This is a genomic window from Mycobacterium simiae (assembly GCF_008370645.1).
Lineage (GTDB): Bacteria > Actinomycetota > Actinomycetes > Mycobacteriales > Mycobacteriaceae > Mycobacterium > Mycobacterium simiae_A.
Window position 1 is genome coordinate 1 of sequence record NZ_VTZN01000001.1, and the last position, 16,151, is coordinate 16,151.

Genomic DNA, 16,151 nt, shown 5'->3' on the forward strand with positions numbered 1-16,151 from the left:
GCTATACACTTGGGGAGGCGCTGGCGGATCCAAGGCCGGCAGCGGCAAATTTGCCTTCTTGGCGTATTCGGCCAGCACCGACTCCGACTGACTCTGGTACTGCGTATACGTCTTCAAAATCGACTGTTCCATCATGTGCACCTCCCTTTCCGCTTCGGAGCGTTGGTTGACGAACGGACCCGTCGGGAGGGTGGGCACAACTTTGGTCTTGTACTCCTCCGTCTCGTTCCACGAGTTGTCGAGCTTCGCTATTTGGGCGACCGTGGGGTGCTGCGAGACGGCCCAGCTGTGCGCCGACGTGACGCCTTGAGCCTGGGCAGCCAGCTGCTGGCACAGGTTCGCCATCTGATACACCCACTGCCGGAACTGTTCGAAGTTCGCCGCAACGGCGGTGGCTGCGGTGCCCTCCCAATTCACAAAAGGCCGGAACGCCTCGGCGGAGTCCAGCAGCGGTTGCTGGTATGCACTCCACGCCTGGGCAAACGCGTTGCAGGCTGCGCCCTGGTCGGCAGAAGCGATGTCCGCGGCTGCCTGCCTGACCGGGTAGTACGGGGGCGGCGGGGGTATTTTTCCCGGGCCAACAACAGGACCAGGGCCAAGATGCGGGCCAACGCCGGCGCTGGGACCAGTGCCGGGAGCGTAATCACCCAGCAGATGGTGGGGCGTCGCTGCCGACCCGGAGTCGCCCGCGCCGTTCAGACTCTGCGCAGCCTGCTCGTCAGTCGCCTCGTAGAGTTGGGCCGCTTGCCTAAGAGCTTGCGCCAGTTGTTTGCGCGCCCGATTACCCGCGTCGAGGTAGGTCCGCATCGCGTTGGCCGAAAACGCAATTTCCGCGGCCGCGTTGATGATCATCGGAAGGAGGCACGGCGGCCAGGGGAGTTCCGATGGTTCTTTGATGACAGCCTCCAGCTCGGCGGCACGGGCTAAGAGCTCGTCGCTCACCACCTGCATGTTCTGTGTTTGCGTCATGGCGCATGGTCTCTTTCACTTGGAGGTCGGTCCTCAGCCGGCGTCGAACCCGCCGGCTCCGCTGGTTGGAATTGGTGCTGGCTGAGCTGGCCGCCCAGCGTCTTATCGGTGTCCGCGTATGTGTTGGCGGCGGTGACGATGTTGGCGCCTATCTGCTGCACAGAGGCTTGAGCGGCGGACAGCGCGTCACTTGCCGCCAGGTAGATATGTGGCAGGACCTCATCGTTTGCCACCGAAGCCAAATCCGTTCCGAAGGCCAGGGTTGGCTTCGGAGCCTGCGGCAACTCAAGGCTGCGCAGTTTTTCCCCAGCAGCCTCCAGGAGCGGGGAATCGACGGTCACGTCAGACATCGCCGGATCCCCTGTGCACGTTCTTCATTGCGTGTCGGTACCTACGCGAACATCCCTGCGAGCGCCTTTTCGGTGCGCTGCATCGCCTGACCCGACTCGCTGATCGCCTGCGAAAGGCTCTGCAGCGCAGCGTTGAGTTCGCCAGAGGTGGCGTCCCAACGCTGCTGAACGGCCTGGTAGGACTCTGAGGCGCTACCGCCCCACGCTGCCGCCAGCGTGGCGAGTGAGTGCTTCCCGTCACGGAGCAGTCGCCGGGTGGTGAGAACCTCCGAGTGGATTTCGGATGCCCCGGCTTCGATGGCGGGGAAGTTATAGTGCATCTCTGACATGCCGTTGTTTCCGTTCTTCTGGCGCTAATGGGTTAGAACTGCATCTGCGACGACAACAAGCTGGATTGGTGGTTATCCGTGCGGCTGTAGTTCATCCCGGCGCTCCAGATATTGGTCGAGATTTGGTTGAGCTCCCGAATTTGATTTGTGGCCGCTTCATGGAAACGCTGAATCGCAGCCTGGGCGGCCTGGCCGGCCTCGCCGCGCCATGCGGTTTGCAAAGCGCTTGCTGTCGACTCGACGTGCCCAATAGAGGCCTTGAGCTCATCGGAGATCCGGTCGAAGGTCTTGGCCTCCGTCGCGAGGGTTGCGGCATCGGCCTTCATCTCTGCCATGGTGGACCACGTTCTCCTTTCACGCTTTTGGCCGAGTGCGGGCAGACGTCCGGCGCGGACCGCCGGACGGTCTGTTGCTGTGGGCGCTGAGCAGTCTTGCTATGCGAACATCCCGGTGACGGTGCCCTCGGTCGAGGCCATCGCCTGACCCGCCTCGCTGATTTTCCGCGCAAGGTTCTGCAGCGCGTTGTTCAGCTCGGTCGCGGTGGCGTCCCATTTGTACTGGACACCCTGGTAGGCATCCGAACCGCTACCGCCCCATGCCGCCGCGAGCTTGGTCAAGGATTGCTTGCCCTCGTCGAGAAGGGAATGAATGGAGGTGACATTTCCCTGAACTGCGCTAGCCGCGGCCTCGATGCCCGCGAAATTCCACTGCTGCTCTGTCATTTTTTCTCCGTTTCTAATTGGTATGAGGAGATCAGAAGCCCATTTGCGAGGACAGCGCTTGCTGCTGCTCCTCGTCGGCCTTCGAGTATTGGACGCCGGCCTGACGAATATTCGTCGAGATTTCGTCGAGTTCCTGCTTCTGCTTGGTGGCTGCCTCGTGGAAGCGCACCACCGCGCCCTGGGCGGCCGCACCCGCCGCGCCCCGCCACTGGCCCTGCAGCGAAGCCGCCGTCGACTCCACCTGGTCGATTTGGGTCTTCAGGTCGCCGGAGATCCGCTCGAAATTACCTGCCTCCTGCGCGAGGGTAGCGGCATCGGTCTTCATCGCTGCCATGCTGAACCACTTTCTCTCGTTGTCTCTCTTTGCATTTGCTTGCCAAATGTTGGCAAGTCTTCCGGCCCGGGCGGCCGGGAAGTCTGCTGTCGGTACCGCCAGTTACCAGTAGTCCTGGTCGTCCCCGTCCTCTTCCGCTCGCTGCGGTACGGGCGGTACTGGGGCGACCAGTCCCGGCCTGGTGGAACCGCCGGACCGTGCCCCCTGCCCCATCGCGCCCACCGGAGCGGCACCACCCATTGCCGACGACTCGGCGCCGGCCGCCGGCGGCATCGAGGCGCCAACGGGCTTGTCGAGGAGTTGGGATATCAGCGGGGTGCGGGACAATGTCCCGCCCGCACCGGGCAGCTCCTCGGCGCGCAGCAATCCCGCGCCCACGCTAGGGCCCGATCCGCCGGCCAGCGGATGGTTGGACAGCGGGTTAGTGTCGAGCAGGCCCATCTGTGCGGATTCGTCGTCGGCCGGGGTGGTGCGACCGGCCCCGCCCATGCCGCCCGCCTGGCTGAACAGCGACGTCACCTGCTGCAGCGGTAGGAGCAACTGCATCATCGTGCCGCTCATCGCCGGGAGCTGCTGGATCGGCAACGCGCCGGCGGCGAACGCGGGGGCTTGTGACACCATCGCCGTGAGCTGGCCCGCTGCGGTTGTCAAGGTCTGGCTTATCCCGGGATCCAGGATCGCCTGTAGCGGCTCAACCGTCTCGAAAAACGTGTTGGCGGCGGTTTCCACCTGGTAAACGTCCATCGCACTGACGGCCTGATCCCACATGCGGATGAAATAATCGGCTTCGTTGGCGCCAATCGGCATCGTGTTGATGCCGAGGAAGTTGGTGGCCGCAAGGACCGCATGCGTGATGTGGTTGGCGAAGATCTCCAGCAGCGACGGCATCATGGCCAGCGCCTGGGTGTACGCCGCGGCTTGCGCAGTCGCCTGCATCGCGCGCGTCTGCGCCACCGATGCGACATTGCGCAGCCAGATCACCATTGGCGTGGTGGCGGCTACCGCACGTTCGCTGCCTGCTCCTGTCCACGATTCCCCGAGCAAGACCAAGCTTGCAGCCAACTCGTCGGCCTGAGTCTCTAACGCGATCGCAAGCGCTTCCCAGCCCGAAGCCGCCTGCATCGCCGGCGCCGCACCCGCTCCGGCCATCAGCCGCGCGGTGTTCAGCTCCGGTGGCATTGCGTGCCACAGCATCGCCATCAGGTCCCTTCGGTTGCGAGGTGGTGCACGGGCTATTTCGTCGGCCGGCCTGCTACGCGAAAGTGCCGGCGCAGCTGTCGTCGACGGCTGAATAGATGCTGGCAATCTTGGTGAACGCCTCGCCCGCCCGAGCGAGCTCTTCTTGCGCGGATGTGTTCAGAGCCAACATTTGTGCGCCCTCCGCCGCGAACGCCAGCGCAAAATGCGCCGAGATTTCGTCGGCGCCAGCCGGGTTCAGCGCAGTCACCGACGCCGACGCCGTCGTGGTGGCCGCCAGCCCCCGGGAAGCGTTAGCCATGATTTCGGCGATAACGCCGGCCGCGGCCAGGTCAAATGACATGTGCTGCATCTGGGTACCTTTCTCTACTTACTGGTCGGGCTCGGCCCGTGGTCGGGGTGAGCTTGTTGGTCGTCATCAGGGGGCTCCGGCTGGATCATTTCGGGGGAGTGGGTCACCATGCAGCGTGTCGTGCTCGAGCAGTGCGGCATCTTTGGACAGCACCGGACCGTCAACCAGGAGCCGAATGATCTCCCAGGGTGCGTTTTGGGGCGAACTCAGGCCCAGTGCCTTCGCCCCAGCCGCGTCCGGCACCCCGTAGCGCACACCTTGAGAAGCGACGTAGTACACCGATTCGGCGTAGCGGGGATCTGGCGTTTGCAGCGCAACGAACTTTCCGCCGTCGATGAAAACAGTTGCCGTTCCATGGATCTGGTCGACACCTACGTTCATCGCTGACAGCGGTATCGGCAGCTGCCGGCCGGTCAGCAGGGTCGTCTTCGGTGACTGTTCCCCGGCGCCACGCTCCCATGACCAGCACAGCGTGGGATCTTCCCGCCGGGACACAATCTTGAGGGGTTGGTCGGGTAGCGGTGAGGCATACACCCTCTGGGGGGTGGCGATGGCCAGATTCGGCAACACCCACGGTGGCTCTACCAATCCATAGGATTGCCTGTCGCGCAGCGCCGCTGCGGTGTCGGCGTTCACCGGCGCAATCCCGTCGGGCAGCACCACAAAGTGTTGCGGCGCCACTGAGATCGAGCTCTTGAACACCGACCCGATCACCAGACCTGCTGGCAGTCCCAGCGAATTGGGTGCGCCCGCAGCGGGTATCGGCGGCAGCTGCCAGCGCCCGAGGTCAGGTAGCGCGTTGAACAGGCCCTCAGAGATCGGGGCCGGGTTCGCGGTCACGGGTATTCCCATAGCTGCGGTCCAAGCAGCGTCGGTTAGATCGATGGCGTGCCGTCCCTGCGGGGTGACGACCCATGTTTGGCCTTGGTAGGACACCAACACTGCCTGGTTTGACTGGAACGGACCGATCGAGGGATCGATTTGCGACGGCATCGTTATTACCGCTGTTTGCACTTCCGGGGAGGCGGTGCCGGCTCGGGTTACGGTGTCGCACAGGGTCCAGATCGAGGTGCTGCCCCTCGAAACGGGCGTGGCGTACGGAGCGCCCGGGATTCCGATGGTGTGGCCCTTGGGCAGCTTGCTCAGTTCGGAGGACTTCACTGTGACGGGGTCGGCCGGGCGGTCCAGCACCAGCCGCGCCGAAGTCAGGTTGTAGATGGGATGCAACTGTCCGGAGAGGATTACGTAGAGCTGGTTGGTGGAGCGGTCGGTGACCAGGTTGGTGCCACCGAGTTTGTCCGGGGGGGTGACGTAGGCCAGGAGCAGGGCGCCCACCAGAATCACGACTGCGATGACGATGCCAAGAGCGACCGACCGGCTGTAGAACTGCAGTGGGTCGTCGAGCATCCTGGTGTCGCGGCGCACGATGGCGTGCTCGAGCCGGCGCAGTAGAAAGCGCCAGCCGCTAACCTGAACCTTGGTGGTAAGCCGAAATGCAGCCATCTGTCACTCGATGATGTTGCGGTGTGCGTGCGCGTCGGCGATCGCCGCGGCCATGTCGGCGTCGTCGATTTCGGGAAGCCGGCCTTCGTCGAAGGCGGTGATATCCAGGACCTGGGCCGCGAGAGTGTTGCGGTACTGCCCGCCGGCCTGCACGAGCTGGCGCGCACGGCGACCGTCGCCGGTGACGTCGAGTGCCGGGTTCGTTCGCTGGTCCAATAAGTTTGCGGCCGTTAGCAGATAGTCCGCGTCGTCGGTACGCAACGTCGAGTCCTCAGTGAGCGATCGCGATGACTTTCGTGATGCTGAGGGTCGCGTGCGGGGAGTGAGTCCGCCGTTTTCACCGGTGCCGGGCGCTCCGTTGTTCCCGGTTGCGATCAGCGGGCGATCCAAGAGTGTTTGGGTGGACGCGTTGACCAGATCGAACGGTTGCCGTGTCGGTGATGTGTTGGCGGCCTCGGCATCGGCAGTGCTGATCGCCACACCGATCCCGACCGCATTCGCGGCCGCCACCAGCATCTCCGGCGCAACCAGAACATTTGACATCAGTTCGTTCCTTTAACCTCAAATAACTATTCAGGCGTCCGGCACCGCGGTGGACATATCTTCGCCGTGCTGAGGATTAAATACGCGGCAGCTAAGCCTCGATCCCCAGATGGGGTTTCCTCTCGCAAATATCCAGTTAGCCGTACAATTCCGCGCGATCGAGCTATCGTGGGTACGCCTGTCACGGCACAGTCCGGCGTCCTCGACGGTGAATTTTGCGGCAGGTATGCGGCTGTACTCTACGTTATTGCCTACCGATTGCACATGTTAGAGCAAACTTCTTAAGCGATTCTTAATTCTTTATCTGGAGAATTTGTGGGGTGCCGTAAAATTCTGTGATTGCTGAATTAACTCGGACCGAACGAGTGGAATTCATCGTGCTAGGAATAATGAAATTCATCATGTTTGGAATAACGATTGATCACCGAGGAACTCAAAGACCTCGACGCCGGAGCAGGTGTTGACTTCGAGGCAATCCTCGCCGCCGCGGCCGCCGACCAGGCCCTGCACCGCACGACATTGATGAGCAGCTGCCCTTCGTCGGCCACTTGACGTTTCAAGCGCGACGTCTCGTCGACCTTTCGAGATCCGTTGTCCTGCAGAGTGTGCAGAGTGGTCGCGTGTCGAAACATCCGAAACCAGACGGTTCTGAGATGCCGGCAGCGCGGCGAAACTCGCCCAACCCCGGCCAGCGGCTTCGGGCACCGGAAACGGCCACCCCAGTCGCTAGACCGGCTACTATTCTGTAGCTGTCCTAGGTTTGTCGCGCTACCGAAGATGAGAGCCGCCGATGTCGTCGTACGTGATCGCAGCACCCGAGGCGCTTGCCGCAGCGTCGGGGGAGTTGACCGGGATTGGCGAGGCGATTAGGGGTGCCGCCGCTGCGGCGGCGCCCGCGACGACGGCGATTGTCGCGGCCGCAGGCGATGAGGTGTCGGCGGCTATCGCGAACCTCTTCGGCAACTACGCCCAAGGGTTTCAGGCGCTGAGCGCGCAGACAACGGCATTTCACGCCGAGTTTGTGCGTGCGTTGAGCGCCGCTGGGGCCGCGTATGCGGCCGCTGAGGCGGCAAATGTGTCGCCGCTGCGCACGCTGCTGCAAAAGGTCGAGAGCCTAGGGGTTTTGTCACCCATCGAACGGTTGCTGGGGCGCCCGCTGTTCGGCAACGGCGCCACTGGGTCCACCGGCCTCAATACGCCCAGCTCGTTGCTCAACACTGCCACCAACGAGGCAAGCCTCGGCGCCGCGGTGAATCTCGCTGCCACCGAGGCCCTCGCTGCCCCGCCCACTAACGGGGTGACCGGGGTGAGGTCGGGCTTCTCCTTCCTGCAAATTCCGATCGGTCCGTCCTCCTTCCTGGGCTTTACGATTCCCCAGTTCAACTTCCCCGCCCCTGCACAGTGGTACTTCCCGACACAGGCTGACGGTTCGGTGAACGCCACCGGTGTCATCTACCTGCAGCACGGCTTCGGGGCGTTCGGTTTGTTGTACCAACCGCTGGCCGTCCAATTGGCCCAGCAGACCAACAGCATCGTGGTCACTCCGACCGTGCCGTCGATTCCGTTGCCGTTCGGCCTGTGGATAGGCAGCCCGCAGATGCAGCAGGGCGTGGCGTCGCTGTTCCTGGGGCCCCAGACGGCGCTGAACATCAGCGCGAACCAGGCCGGATACTTCGGCACGCTGCCACAGGATTTCATCCTGTCCGGACACTCCGCGGGCGGTGGCCTGGCCACGATCGCCGGCGGCAATTACCTCGCGAGCCTCGGAGCTGCCACCAATCACCTCAAGGGTGTGGTGATGTTCGACGGCGTCGCCAACAACGCTGGGGTCTTCGGCGCCGCGATAGGCAACCTGCAGGCGGCGAATGTCCCCGTTTATACGGTTGCCGCGCCGCCGCAGCCGTGGAACGCCTTCGGCGCCACCACAAATCAATTGGTCAGCCTCTACCCGAATCAGTTCGTCGGGGCCGAGATCGTCAACGGCTCGCACGTCGACTCCATGCTGGGCCTAAACCCCATCACCGACCTCATCCTCCAGCTGGTGACCGGCTTCTCCCCGCCGGGCGCCACCTCGGCCGTCTACACGCTGTCCAGCGGCTGGATCAACGACATCTGGGCCGGATTCGGTCCGACCAACCCGATGTACGGCATTTATGGGCCCACCGGTGCCGGATACGTCGCCCCCGGCGGTCAAGCCATCTTCCTTGGGCCGACCGCCGGCATCATCCTGCCGGTGTAATCGACCATCGCGGAAGAAGTGGTCGCCAGCTCCGGCGCAAGTGGTCCCTGCTCTTGCCGCCGTTCTTAGCCGTCTACCGCTGCCGAAGTGCCACTATCTGGTTATTGCGCCCGCCAACGTAGACGGTGCCCCTGTTGTCGACCGCCAAACCCCACGGATAGTCGAGGCCGGTGAACGGCAACTCGATTTGCCTTGACGATCCTGCCAGAAGTTTGAGTGCCCGACTGTTGCCGCTGTCGGTGACGTATACCGCGCCTTCGTTGTCCACCGTGACACCGCCCGGCTGCCTGAGGCCGGTGAAAGGCAGCGCTGCTTGCACTTTCGAATCCGCTGGTAGCGCGAGAACCCGATTGTTGCCGCCGTCGGCCACGTAGACCGTTCCGCTGTTGTTCACCACTAACCCAGTCGGATCGTTGAGATCCGTGAAGGGTAATTCGATCTGGGTGTTGGAGCCGGCGAACAGTGCCACCACCCGATTCTTGGCCGTGTCGGTGACATAGACGGTGCGGCTGCTGTCCACCGACAAACCGGTCGGATTGCTGAGATCGGTAAAGGGCAGCGTGATTTGCGTTTGCGAGCCCGCCCGAAGGACCACCACCCGCTTATTGCCGGCGTCGTTGACGTAGACCGTGCCGCTGTTGTCCGCGGTCACACCGGTCGGATAGCTGAGGTTCTGGAACGGCAGTACGGCCGGGGTGGTCGAACCCGCGTGTAATGCCAACACCTTATTGTGCAGGGTGTCGGCGACATAAACCGTGCCGCCACTATCGACCGAGAGACCCTGCGGGTCACGCAGGCCGGTGAACGGCAGCGTCACTTGGTGGAATTCTTCGCGTTGTGGTCGCGATGCGCTCATCGCGACCATGCCACCAGCAATTGCAGCCAGGGCGAGCAGGGCAGCGGCGATACCGACGGCCTTGCGGTGCCACCACGGCTGCGATGGTGATCGCGTCATCTCGGCTCGTGGTCCACCAGAAGGCTTTCGTTCGTTGACAGCCAACGCTTTTTGCAGCGTTCGGGGGACGGTGGGTAAGACGTGGGCGCTCCCCGGCGCCGGAATCTGCTGTTGACGACGGCTGTCTAGAGGGGCGTAGGCAGGGACCTGTGTCGCAGTCAACGGCCGCAGCGGAGGCGTGCTGAGCGCGTCACGGGCGGCTAGCGCCAACTCCACTGCCGTGCTGTAGCGATCGCCGGGACTCTTCGCCATGCCTTTGGCGATGACTATGTCTAGGCCCACCGGTAACCCAGGATTGGTGCGCGACGGCCGCGGCGGCGGAGTTGTGCGATGGTTGGTGATCTGTTGCTCCAAGCTGTCACCGGGGAACGGGTGTTGTGCGGTCAAGCACTCATAGAGCACACAGGCCAACGAGTAGATGTCGCAGCGGCCGTCGATCTGTGCGGTGCTGAACCGCTCCGGGGCCATGTAATGGTAGGTGCCGATCACATCGCCGACCGCTGTCAAGCCCACTTCGCCTGCCGCGCGGGCGATTCCGAAATCGATCAGATAGGCGAAGTCGTCGGCGTCGAGCAAAATATTGGACGGCTTCACATCCCGGTGCAGCAGCCCGCCCCGGTGCGCGGCGTGTAGCGCCTTGGCAACCTGCTCGATGATGCGCACTGCCCGATCCGGCACCAGCGGCCCGCGGCTGAGCACCGACTGTAGGTTGCTACCCTCGATCAACCGCATATCCACGAACAGCCGTCCGTTGATGTCCCCGTAGGTGTGGATCGGGATCAGATGTGGGCTGCTCAAGCGCGCGGCCGCATGGGCTTCGCGTCGGAACCGCTGCTGGAATATCTGATCGTGGGAAATCTCGGCGGACAGGATCTTGAGCGCGACGGCTCGGTCGGTGGCGGTGTCGTGCGCCCGCCACACTTCGCCCATGCCGCCACGACCCAGCAACTCGACCAGCCGGTACTTTCCGAACGACGTGCCCTCCAACCAGCCCTCCCACCGCGAACTGCCAGCAACTGGCCAGACCATAACGTGGCACCGAAACAGTTGCAGGTGTTTCAATGCTACGGTGCCGGCCGCCTGATGCCAGGGAACCGGACCGGCGGTCAGCAAAAGTAGCCAACACACCGCCGCTGCGAACGTCGCCGTCGTGTCAAACCTGGTCCACCTGGCCGCAACTCGGGCCGCAACACCTCGGTAGCGATGGCATGCGTAGTCGCGCACTTCAGCGCGCTCATCGGTGACCTTGGTGGTGCTGCGCGGCGAGAGTCGCTGGCGCTGACTGAGTCACGTTGCCCTATTGAACCTGTTGGACAGAACTTCTCGGGTCCGATGCGAACATCGGCCGGGTGGCTTGCATCAGGGGTCCGTACCCCACGGCTGGTATGCGGTCCATCATCTTCGCGGGTGCAGGCCGCTGCTCCAGTAACGCCTCGACCGCCTCGTCGGGACTATCGACGATGCGCACCAGTTGGTCAAAGTCCTCGCGTCTCAGCTTCCCGCGGCCCACGAACAATGCCTGCAAGACCGGCAGCACCGGTAGCTGCTCGGTCCAGAACTGTCGACCAAGAAAGATCATCGGGGCGACCGCCAGGTCATCAATTTCGGTCTGCTGCGATGGGTGATCGCCACCGCGCAGTTCACCATTGCCATCACGCCCCGGGAACCGCAGGCCTACAACTCCAACTACGCCGGAGAATTTCCCGCCCTGGACGCGTTATTCGGCACCATCTACCTACCCGGCAACCGCTGGCCCGCGCACTACGGCGTCGACGACATCCGGCCTGCCGGCTATTTGCGTCAGCTGGCCTGGCCGTTCGGCGCTCGTTGCTCGAGCAGTTGAACTCGCGCAACTGAGCCCCGAATCAGTCAGGCGGGACTATCTGTTCCGGGAGGCGCGGGATGCGTCAACCCGGACTGGCGAACCCGTCGCTGACAACGCAGCCCCGCCGGCCCAGGGTGGGAGCACTGGCCAACGTGACACGTCATCGTGCCGCAGTGAACGCCGCCTTTTTTGTTCCCAATATCGGGCCGGGCGAAGCTGCCATTCTTGCTACGAACGGCGCAGAATTGGTTGCGGCGACGTGACTCTAGACTGCTGGAATAGGCCCGACAACCACATCATTCACCTCGACAACCAGAGAGTGGCCTCGGCGTAAGGAGGTTGTTTGGACATACAGCCCCAGAAGTCCAAGGCGCCAACAGATATCGCGAGACTACGCAGTCCCGGTTTGCTATTCATCCGGGAAAGTGAATTCAGATGACCGGCGTACGGGCTTCACATCCGCCTATGACACCGCCCCAGCGGATGACCGTAGTGGCGACCGGGCTGGGAATCTTCATGGTGTTCATGGACGTCAACATTGTCAACGTGGCGCTGCCCAGCATCCAAGCGGTGTACAGGACGGGTGAACAAGGTCTTCAGTGGGCGGTCGCCGGCTACAGCCTAGGCATGGCTGCCGTGCTGATGAGCTGTGCCTTATTCGGCGATCGGTATGGACGTCGGCTCGGATTCTTTGTCGGGGTCGCAGTATTCGTCGCAGCCTCGCTGGTATGCGCGCTACCGGTTGGCCTCGGAATACTTACGGCCGCACGCGTCATCCAGGGCGTGGGGTCGGCGTTTATCTCGGTGCTGTCGTTGGCGTTGCTCAGTCACGCGTTCCCCGACCCGGGGATGAAGGCACGCGCAATAGCCGGCTGGATGGCTATTGGCATGGTCGGCGCCGGCACTGCCCCGGCGCTGGGCGGCATCCTGGTCCAGGGCCTCGGCTGGCGCAGCGTGTTCGCGGTGAACGTGCCTATTGGAGCCGTGGTCTGGCTGCTGGCGCGGTGGGGTGTCACCGAGTCCAAAGATCCTGATCCGACTCAGCTGGACTGGCTGGGGCAGCTGACGTTTGCCCCCGCGGTCGCCGTGATCGCCTATGTGATCATCGAGGCTCCGCGGTTGCATTCCGAGCCTGCAATGATCGTCGCGTTGCTGCTGCTCGTCGTGGTGCTCCTGTGGATATTTGTCCGACACGAGCGTCGCGCTGCGTTCCCGCTGATCGATCTTCACTTGTTTACCGTGCCGGTGTACCGGTCGGCGCTGCTGGTCTATTTCGTGGTGATGGCTTGTTATTTCGGCACGTTGATGGTGATCACCCAGCATTTCCAGAACGTGCGCGGCTTTTCTCCGCTGCACGCGGGGCTGGTGATGCTGGGCGTTCCCGTGGGATTTGGAATCGCCAGTCTGCTGGCGGGACGGATGGTAGAAAACTGGGGCCCTCGGATGCCGGTGCTTATTTGTCTGGCAGCGATGATGATCGGGTTGGCGCTGTTCGCGGTGGCCATCGGCCGCGTCACACCTGTGGTAATTATCGGGCTAACGATATTCGGCGCCGGGTCAGGCGGCTGCGCGACGCCGCTGTTGCATATCGGAATGACCGAGGTTGACGATCACCGCGCGGGTATGGCCGCCGGCTTGATCAATCTGCAGCGGTCGTTGGGCTGCATTTTTGGCGTCGCCCTGCTGGGCTCTATCCTCGCGGCCTGGCTGAGCGCCACCCTGCCCGCCCGGCTGGATGCTGTCATTGCTGATCCCGCCGAACGGGCAAAGGTCGTCTCGGCCGTCGTCGAGGGGGCGAATCCCCGCGCCCACCCCGCACACATCGGCCCACGACAACACCTCGCGTCAGCCCAGGAGCAGCTGGTCATCAGCGTCGCCGACAAAGACTTCATCCGCGGGGTCCAGCTCGCGGTGGCCGGCGCTGCAGCCTTGCTCACGGCCGCAATCGTTGTCGGCTGGCGGCGATTTCCTCGCGGGCGGTGAGCTCATGCTGGCGAGCAGACACAGAATCGGCATGCGGCGGGCCGCCGCAACGCGATTCTGTGTCTGCTCGCCAGCTCAGCGCCATGGGCGATCGGCGTGCGAAACGCTGGCGAAAGCCGGACCCTCGGCCGGTCGGGGATTTTACGCGAACCACTCCAGCCTGACTCTAAACAACGCCCAGGTCGGCCCCGCTATCCACTTGGCTCATGCGATGCGCGATTCGCTGGTGGCGGCGGGCCTGCAGCCGGCCACCTACATCGGTACCGACGGCTTGTTGGGCCGCGATGATCTCGCCGGCTTGAACCTGGCCCAATATCCCGCTGTTCTGGTCGAACTCGGCAACATGAAGAACGCCGACAGACGAAGCCGCCGTGATGGAGAGCGCTTACGGTCGAACGACATACGCCGCGGCCGTCACTGAGGCAATAATCGCGTAGCTGAGCTCTTTAGCCCGAAGTTGCTGCTCGAATCGCCCCACGGGGTGGAATTGCCAGGATCAACGTCGAAGGCCCCCCGTGCGGATACCTTGAACTTTCGATGTCACGGTTGTCGCCCAGCTGGGCACTCGGGAGCTGTTCCCGGCTCGAGTGCCTAGCGCAGTTGGTCGACTGAGGTCACCACGATAAGCAGCAGTGCGGCGAGCCCGACGGCGTACACGGCGCGTCGTGGCGTGATCTGCTTCGGAATTAGCTGCTGTTGCAGAATCCGCTGGCGCCGCAAGGCGATCATGTAGGTGCCCAAAGCGACTGCGACAGCCAAGAAGACGGGGATCAAGCCCACCGGCCCTTCGAAGGTGTGCACGTTTTTGATCGCCAACAGCGCACCGTTGACCAGGAAAGCAAACGACGTCCGCGTCCAAGCCAGGGCTGTCCGTTCGGCTTGGAGTCCGCGGGCTCGAGGATCGCCTTTCGCCGTCGAACCGGTCAACCCATGACCGCCTTGGCGATCACCAGTCCGAGCGCGATGAGCCCGACCACACTGAGCCCCACCGCGAGGTAGGCCGGAGTCGGGTGACGAGGCAATGGGTCGTTGCGCCGCATGGCGCGATCGGCTTGCTGCCAACGCAGTAGTCCCATTCCGCTAGTGAGGATGGCCAGCACCGCGAGCCCCACGCCGAGCAGCCGGCGCGCGCCCGGCACCGTCAGCTCTGGTACCAGCTGGACTAGGGCAACGGCCGCGGCCAGCAGCCCGAGCGCGGTTCGCTGCCAGGCCAGGAAGGTCCGCTCATTGGCCAGGGTGAACCGGTAATCGGGCTCGCTTTCGGTGACATCCTCGTCGTCGGCCACGAACCACCTCGTCGGAACATCGACGACGGACATTCCGGCGTCGACAGAGTGTAGCCAACACCCGGCACGCTGCGTCGTTGAACGCCCGGAGCCGACACTGGCACGCCGGCAGGCGCACGATGAGTCGATGGTGAAGGCGTTGTTGTTCGACGTTCAAGGGACGGCCACTGATTTTCATTCGACGGTCTGCGATGAGGCTCGGCGTGTTAGCGCCGGCCGGCAGCTAGCCGTTGACTGGGCCGCGGTCGTTACCCGTTGGCGGGCTGCCTACTTTGAGAGGTTGAAGGCGGTGACCAACGATGGCGGCACGTGGGTCTCGGTGTCCTGGGTGTACCGTCAGGCACTCGACGGGGTGCTGGACGAATGTGGAATCACCGACATCTCGGCCGACGAACGTGACGAGATCACGCTGGCGTGGCAACGCTTGCGGCCATGGCCGGATACGGTGCCGGGGCTCAAGCGGTTGAAGAACGTGTTCACACTGGCGACCCTGTCGAATGCCGACGTCGCCACGGTAATCAACATGTCCAAGCGCGCGGGGTTGCCCTGGGATGCCATCTTTGCCGCGCAGATGGTGGGCGCGTTCAAACCCGACCCGGCGGTCTATCGCATGGCCGCGACCTACCTCGGGCTGGACCCTGCCGAGATCATGATGGTCGCCTGCCACAAGTACGACATTCGTGCCGCGGACAGTTTGGGTTTCAGGACCGCTTTTGTCGCTCGACCCTTGGAATTCGGACCCGGAGGCGGCGCGGATGTGACCTACGAGGACGAGTTCGACGTCAATGCCGCCGACTTTCTCGACCTTGCCGAACAACTCGGTTGCTGACTGTGGGGCATTACACTGCCAACACGGGCGGCCATTGCAAACGTTGCTCCAGCTGGAGGCCGGCCGGTCCATGCGTTCAGTGACGGGCAGACCCGGTCAGCGGTTGGCCGGTGGCGGCTTGCAGCAAACAGATGACGGTGCTCGGTGTGGGGTCGGCGCCGGTCCGGTCTTGGTGCGAGTCGATCAGCCAGGTTATCGAGTAGCGGCTGCCAGCAATAGCTTGCCCGGTGTAGGGAGCGAAACCGGCAGCACATTCTCGGTTTGCCACGGCAGCAACGGCGGAATCGACGGACACTGGTGCACGTAGATACACCTCGGCCAAGTGTGTTGCGGCGCAATCGGCCACGGTGACGTCAATGCGGCTCAGATCGGCCGGCGGAAGGTCGGCTAAGCAATCGCCGACTTGCAGGTCAATCCACTTCCGAGCCCGCGATGTCGGCGCAGTCGGTGAGCTGATCGAGGTGAGCGCCGGCGCAGTGTGGGTCGACAAGGTGTGCGCCGACGTAGGACCGGTCTGGACCGCAGCGGGGGCGCAGCCCGCCAGCAGCGCTATTGCCGGCAGGCCCCACCAGCCGTCACAGCCTAGGACCCGCATGGCAGCCTCCTCGAAACCATTGGCTACGCCCGGTATCGGGCTTGGCGAAAGGCATTAGAATCCGCCGCCCGCAAGGCGCAGCCAGCAGCCAATTCTACGGCTTCTTGTGCTCAGACAAGGGTTTCCGCCTTTACCCCGGA

The 16,151-nt window shown here is 63.5% G+C and carries 20 protein-coding genes and 1 pseudogene; 6 read left to right on the forward strand and 15 right to left on the reverse strand.

What is annotated here, in order from left to right:
* The 10 genes from F0Q45_RS00005 to F0Q45_RS00050 form a co-directional block, all read right to left on the reverse strand.
* On the reverse strand, positions 1–969 hold a 969-nt coding region (locus F0Q45_RS00005), incomplete at its 3' end, for a PPE domain-containing protein (protein WP_149651942.1).
* Positions 966–1,319, reverse strand: a complete 354-nt coding sequence (locus F0Q45_RS00010) for a hypothetical protein (RefSeq protein WP_262490800.1) — start codon at positions 1,317–1,319, stop codon at positions 966–968. The genes F0Q45_RS00005 and F0Q45_RS00010, both read right to left, overlap by 4 nt.
* 41 nt (positions 1,320–1,360) lie before the next feature.
* A complete protein-coding gene (locus F0Q45_RS00015) occupies positions 1,361–1,648 on the reverse strand; it encodes a WXG100 family type VII secretion target (protein WP_149651943.1) in 288 nt (95 codons plus the stop codon).
* Between the two features lie 32 nt (positions 1,649–1,680).
* Positions 1,681–1,983 (reverse strand): WXG100 family type VII secretion target, encoded by a 303-nt coding sequence (locus F0Q45_RS00020; RefSeq protein ID WP_149651944.1) that lies wholly within the window; start codon positions 1,981–1,983, stop codon positions 1,681–1,683.
* Between the two features lie 99 nt (positions 1,984–2,082).
* Positions 2,083–2,370 carry a type VII secretion system ESX-1 WXG100 family target ESAT-6 gene (gene esxA / locus F0Q45_RS00025; RefSeq protein WP_149651945.1) on the reverse strand — a complete coding sequence of 96 codons (288 nt, stop codon included), beginning with the start codon at positions 2,368–2,370 and terminating at the stop codon, positions 2,083–2,085.
* Positions 2,371–2,401: 31 nt separating this feature from the next.
* Positions 2,402–2,704, reverse strand: a complete 303-nt coding sequence (locus F0Q45_RS00030; protein WP_149651946.1) for a WXG100 family type VII secretion target — start codon at positions 2,702–2,704, stop codon at positions 2,402–2,404.
* Between the two features lie 102 nt (positions 2,705–2,806).
* Complete coding sequence (locus tag F0Q45_RS00035) at positions 2,807–3,898, reverse strand: PPE family protein (RefSeq protein WP_149652050.1); 1,092 nt, start codon at positions 3,896–3,898, stop codon at positions 2,807–2,809.
* Between the two features lie 58 nt (positions 3,899–3,956).
* Positions 3,957–4,253 (reverse strand): PE family protein, encoded by a 297-nt coding sequence (locus F0Q45_RS00040; protein ID WP_149651947.1) that lies wholly within the window; start codon positions 4,251–4,253, stop codon positions 3,957–3,959.
* Positions 4,254–4,319: 66 nt separating this feature from the next.
* Positions 4,320–5,756, reverse strand: coding sequence for a type VII secretion protein EccB (eccB, locus tag F0Q45_RS00045; protein ID WP_149651948.1), 1,437 nt, complete (start codon positions 5,754–5,756; stop codon positions 4,320–4,322).
* Between the two features lie 3 nt (positions 5,757–5,759).
* Positions 5,760–6,299, reverse strand: a complete 540-nt coding sequence (locus F0Q45_RS00050) for a PE family protein (RefSeq protein ID WP_149651949.1) — start codon at positions 6,297–6,299, stop codon at positions 5,760–5,762.
* 417 nt (positions 6,300–6,716) lie between these two features.
* On the opposite strand from F0Q45_RS00050, the gene F0Q45_RS28905 reads away from it, so the two are divergent.
* Both F0Q45_RS28905 and F0Q45_RS00055 read left to right on the forward strand, forming a co-directional pair.
* The gene (locus F0Q45_RS28905; RefSeq protein ID WP_262490801.1) at positions 6,717–6,851 is read left to right on the forward strand and encodes a hypothetical protein; all 135 of its coding nucleotides are present in this window, start codon (positions 6,717–6,719) and stop codon (positions 6,849–6,851) included.
* Between the two features lie 238 nt (positions 6,852–7,089).
* Complete coding sequence (locus tag F0Q45_RS00055; RefSeq protein WP_149651950.1) at positions 7,090–8,538, forward strand: PE domain-containing protein; 1,449 nt, start codon at positions 7,090–7,092, stop codon at positions 8,536–8,538.
* Between the two features lie 73 nt (positions 8,539–8,611).
* Here the strand turns inward: F0Q45_RS00055 and F0Q45_RS00060 are convergent, their stop codons facing one another.
* Positions 8,612–10,480, reverse strand: a complete 1,869-nt coding sequence (locus F0Q45_RS00060) for a serine/threonine-protein kinase PknD (RefSeq protein WP_149652051.1) — start codon at positions 10,478–10,480, stop codon at positions 8,612–8,614.
* A 310-nt stretch (positions 10,481–10,790) separates the two neighbouring features.
* On the reverse strand, positions 10,791–11,072 hold the full coding sequence (locus F0Q45_RS00065; protein WP_149651951.1) for a hypothetical protein: 282 nt from the start codon (positions 11,070–11,072) through the stop codon (positions 10,791–10,793).
* A gap of 42 nt (positions 11,073–11,114) precedes the next feature.
* Here F0Q45_RS00065 and F0Q45_RS00070 point away from each other — a divergent pair, with 42 nt between their 5' ends.
* The 3 genes and pseudogenes from F0Q45_RS00070 to F0Q45_RS00080 all read left to right on the forward strand — a co-directional run.
* A complete protein-coding gene (locus tag F0Q45_RS00070) occupies positions 11,115–11,336 on the forward strand; it encodes a hypothetical protein (RefSeq protein ID WP_149651952.1) in 222 nt (73 codons plus the stop codon).
* A gap of 447 nt (positions 11,337–11,783) precedes the next feature.
* A complete protein-coding gene (locus F0Q45_RS00075; RefSeq protein ID WP_149651953.1) occupies positions 11,784–13,301 on the forward strand; it encodes an MFS transporter in 1,518 nt (505 codons plus the stop codon).
* A 109-nt stretch (positions 13,302–13,410) separates the two neighbouring features.
* Positions 13,411–13,738: pseudogene (locus F0Q45_RS00080) on the forward strand (N-acetylmuramoyl-L-alanine amidase); the annotation flags it as partial.
* Positions 13,739–13,892: 154 nt separating this feature from the next.
* Here the strand turns inward: F0Q45_RS00080 and F0Q45_RS00085 are convergent.
* Positions 13,893–14,228: a DUF202 domain-containing protein gene (locus tag F0Q45_RS00085; protein WP_149651954.1), complete on the reverse strand. Its 336-nt coding sequence runs from the start codon at positions 14,226–14,228 to the stop codon at positions 13,893–13,895.
* Positions 14,225–14,620 carry a YidH family protein gene (locus tag F0Q45_RS00090; RefSeq protein ID WP_373424886.1) on the reverse strand — a complete coding sequence of 132 codons (396 nt, stop codon included), beginning with the start codon at positions 14,618–14,620 and terminating at the stop codon, positions 14,225–14,227. The genes F0Q45_RS00085 and F0Q45_RS00090 overlap by 4 nt, the downstream gene beginning before the upstream one ends.
* Positions 14,621–14,714: 94 nt before the next feature.
* Here F0Q45_RS00090 and F0Q45_RS00095 point away from each other — a divergent pair, with 94 nt between their 5' ends.
* The gene (locus F0Q45_RS00095) at positions 14,715–15,416 is read left to right on the forward strand and encodes a haloacid dehalogenase type II (RefSeq protein WP_149651956.1); all 702 of its coding nucleotides are present in this window, start codon (positions 14,715–14,717) and stop codon (positions 15,414–15,416) included.
* A gap of 76 nt (positions 15,417–15,492) precedes the next feature.
* On the opposite strand, the gene F0Q45_RS00100 is transcribed toward F0Q45_RS00095, so the two are convergent.
* The gene (locus F0Q45_RS00100; RefSeq protein WP_262490803.1) at positions 15,493–16,011 is read right to left on the reverse strand and encodes a hypothetical protein; all 519 of its coding nucleotides are present in this window, start codon (positions 16,009–16,011) and stop codon (positions 15,493–15,495) included.
* Between the last annotated feature and the right edge of the window lie 140 nt (positions 16,012–16,151).

What these genes read in the sequence shown, in the direction of transcription:
- F0Q45_RS00010 (WP_262490800.1), bottom strand. Translation starts at nt 1,319, where the DNA reads ATGTCTGACGTGACCGTCGATTCCCCGCTCCTGGAGGCTGCTGGGGAA.
- F0Q45_RS00015 (WP_149651943.1), bottom strand. Translation starts at nt 1,648, where the DNA reads ATGTCAGAGATGCACTATAACTTCCCCGCCATCGAAGCCGGGGCATCC.
- F0Q45_RS00020 (WP_149651944.1), bottom strand. Translation starts at nt 1,983, where the DNA reads ATGGCAGAGATGAAGGCCGATGCCGCAACCCTCGCGACGGAGGCCAAG.
- esxA (WP_149651945.1), bottom strand. Translation starts at nt 2,370, where the DNA reads ATGACAGAGCAGCAGTGGAATTTCGCGGGCATCGAGGCCGCGGCTAGC.
- F0Q45_RS00030 (WP_149651946.1), bottom strand. Translation starts at nt 2,704, where the DNA reads ATGGCAGCGATGAAGACCGATGCCGCTACCCTCGCGCAGGAGGCAGGT.
- F0Q45_RS00035 (WP_149652050.1), bottom strand. Translation starts at nt 3,898, where the DNA reads ATGCTGTGGCACGCAATGCCACCGGAGCTGAACACCGCGCGGCTGATG.
- F0Q45_RS00040 (WP_149651947.1), bottom strand. Translation starts at nt 4,253, where the DNA reads ATGCAGCACATGTCATTTGACCTGGCCGCGGCCGGCGTTATCGCCGAA.
- eccB (WP_149651948.1), bottom strand. Translation starts at nt 5,756, where the DNA reads ATGGCTGCATTTCGGCTTACCACCAAGGTTCAGGTTAGCGGCTGGCGC.
- F0Q45_RS00050 (WP_149651949.1), bottom strand. Translation starts at nt 6,299, where the DNA reads ATGTCAAATGTTCTGGTTGCGCCGGAGATGCTGGTGGCGGCCGCGAAT.
- F0Q45_RS00055 (WP_149651950.1), top strand. Translation starts at nt 7,090, where the DNA reads ATGTCGTCGTACGTGATCGCAGCACCCGAGGCGCTTGCCGCAGCGTCG.
- F0Q45_RS00065 (WP_149651951.1), bottom strand. Translation starts at nt 11,072, where the DNA reads ATGATCTTTCTTGGTCGACAGTTCTGGACCGAGCAGCTACCGGTGCTG.
- F0Q45_RS00075 (WP_149651953.1), top strand. Translation starts at nt 11,784, where the DNA reads ATGACACCGCCCCAGCGGATGACCGTAGTGGCGACCGGGCTGGGAATC.
- F0Q45_RS00090 (WP_373424886.1), bottom strand. Translation starts at nt 14,620, where the DNA reads ATGTCCGTCGTCGATGTTCCGACGAGGTGGTTCGTGGCCGACGACGAG.
- F0Q45_RS00095 (WP_149651956.1), top strand. Translation starts at nt 14,715, where the DNA reads ATGGTGAAGGCGTTGTTGTTCGACGTTCAAGGGACGGCCACTGATTTT.
- F0Q45_RS00100 (WP_262490803.1), bottom strand. Translation starts at nt 16,011, where the DNA reads ATGCGGGTCCTAGGCTGTGACGGCTGGTGGGGCCTGCCGGCAATAGCG.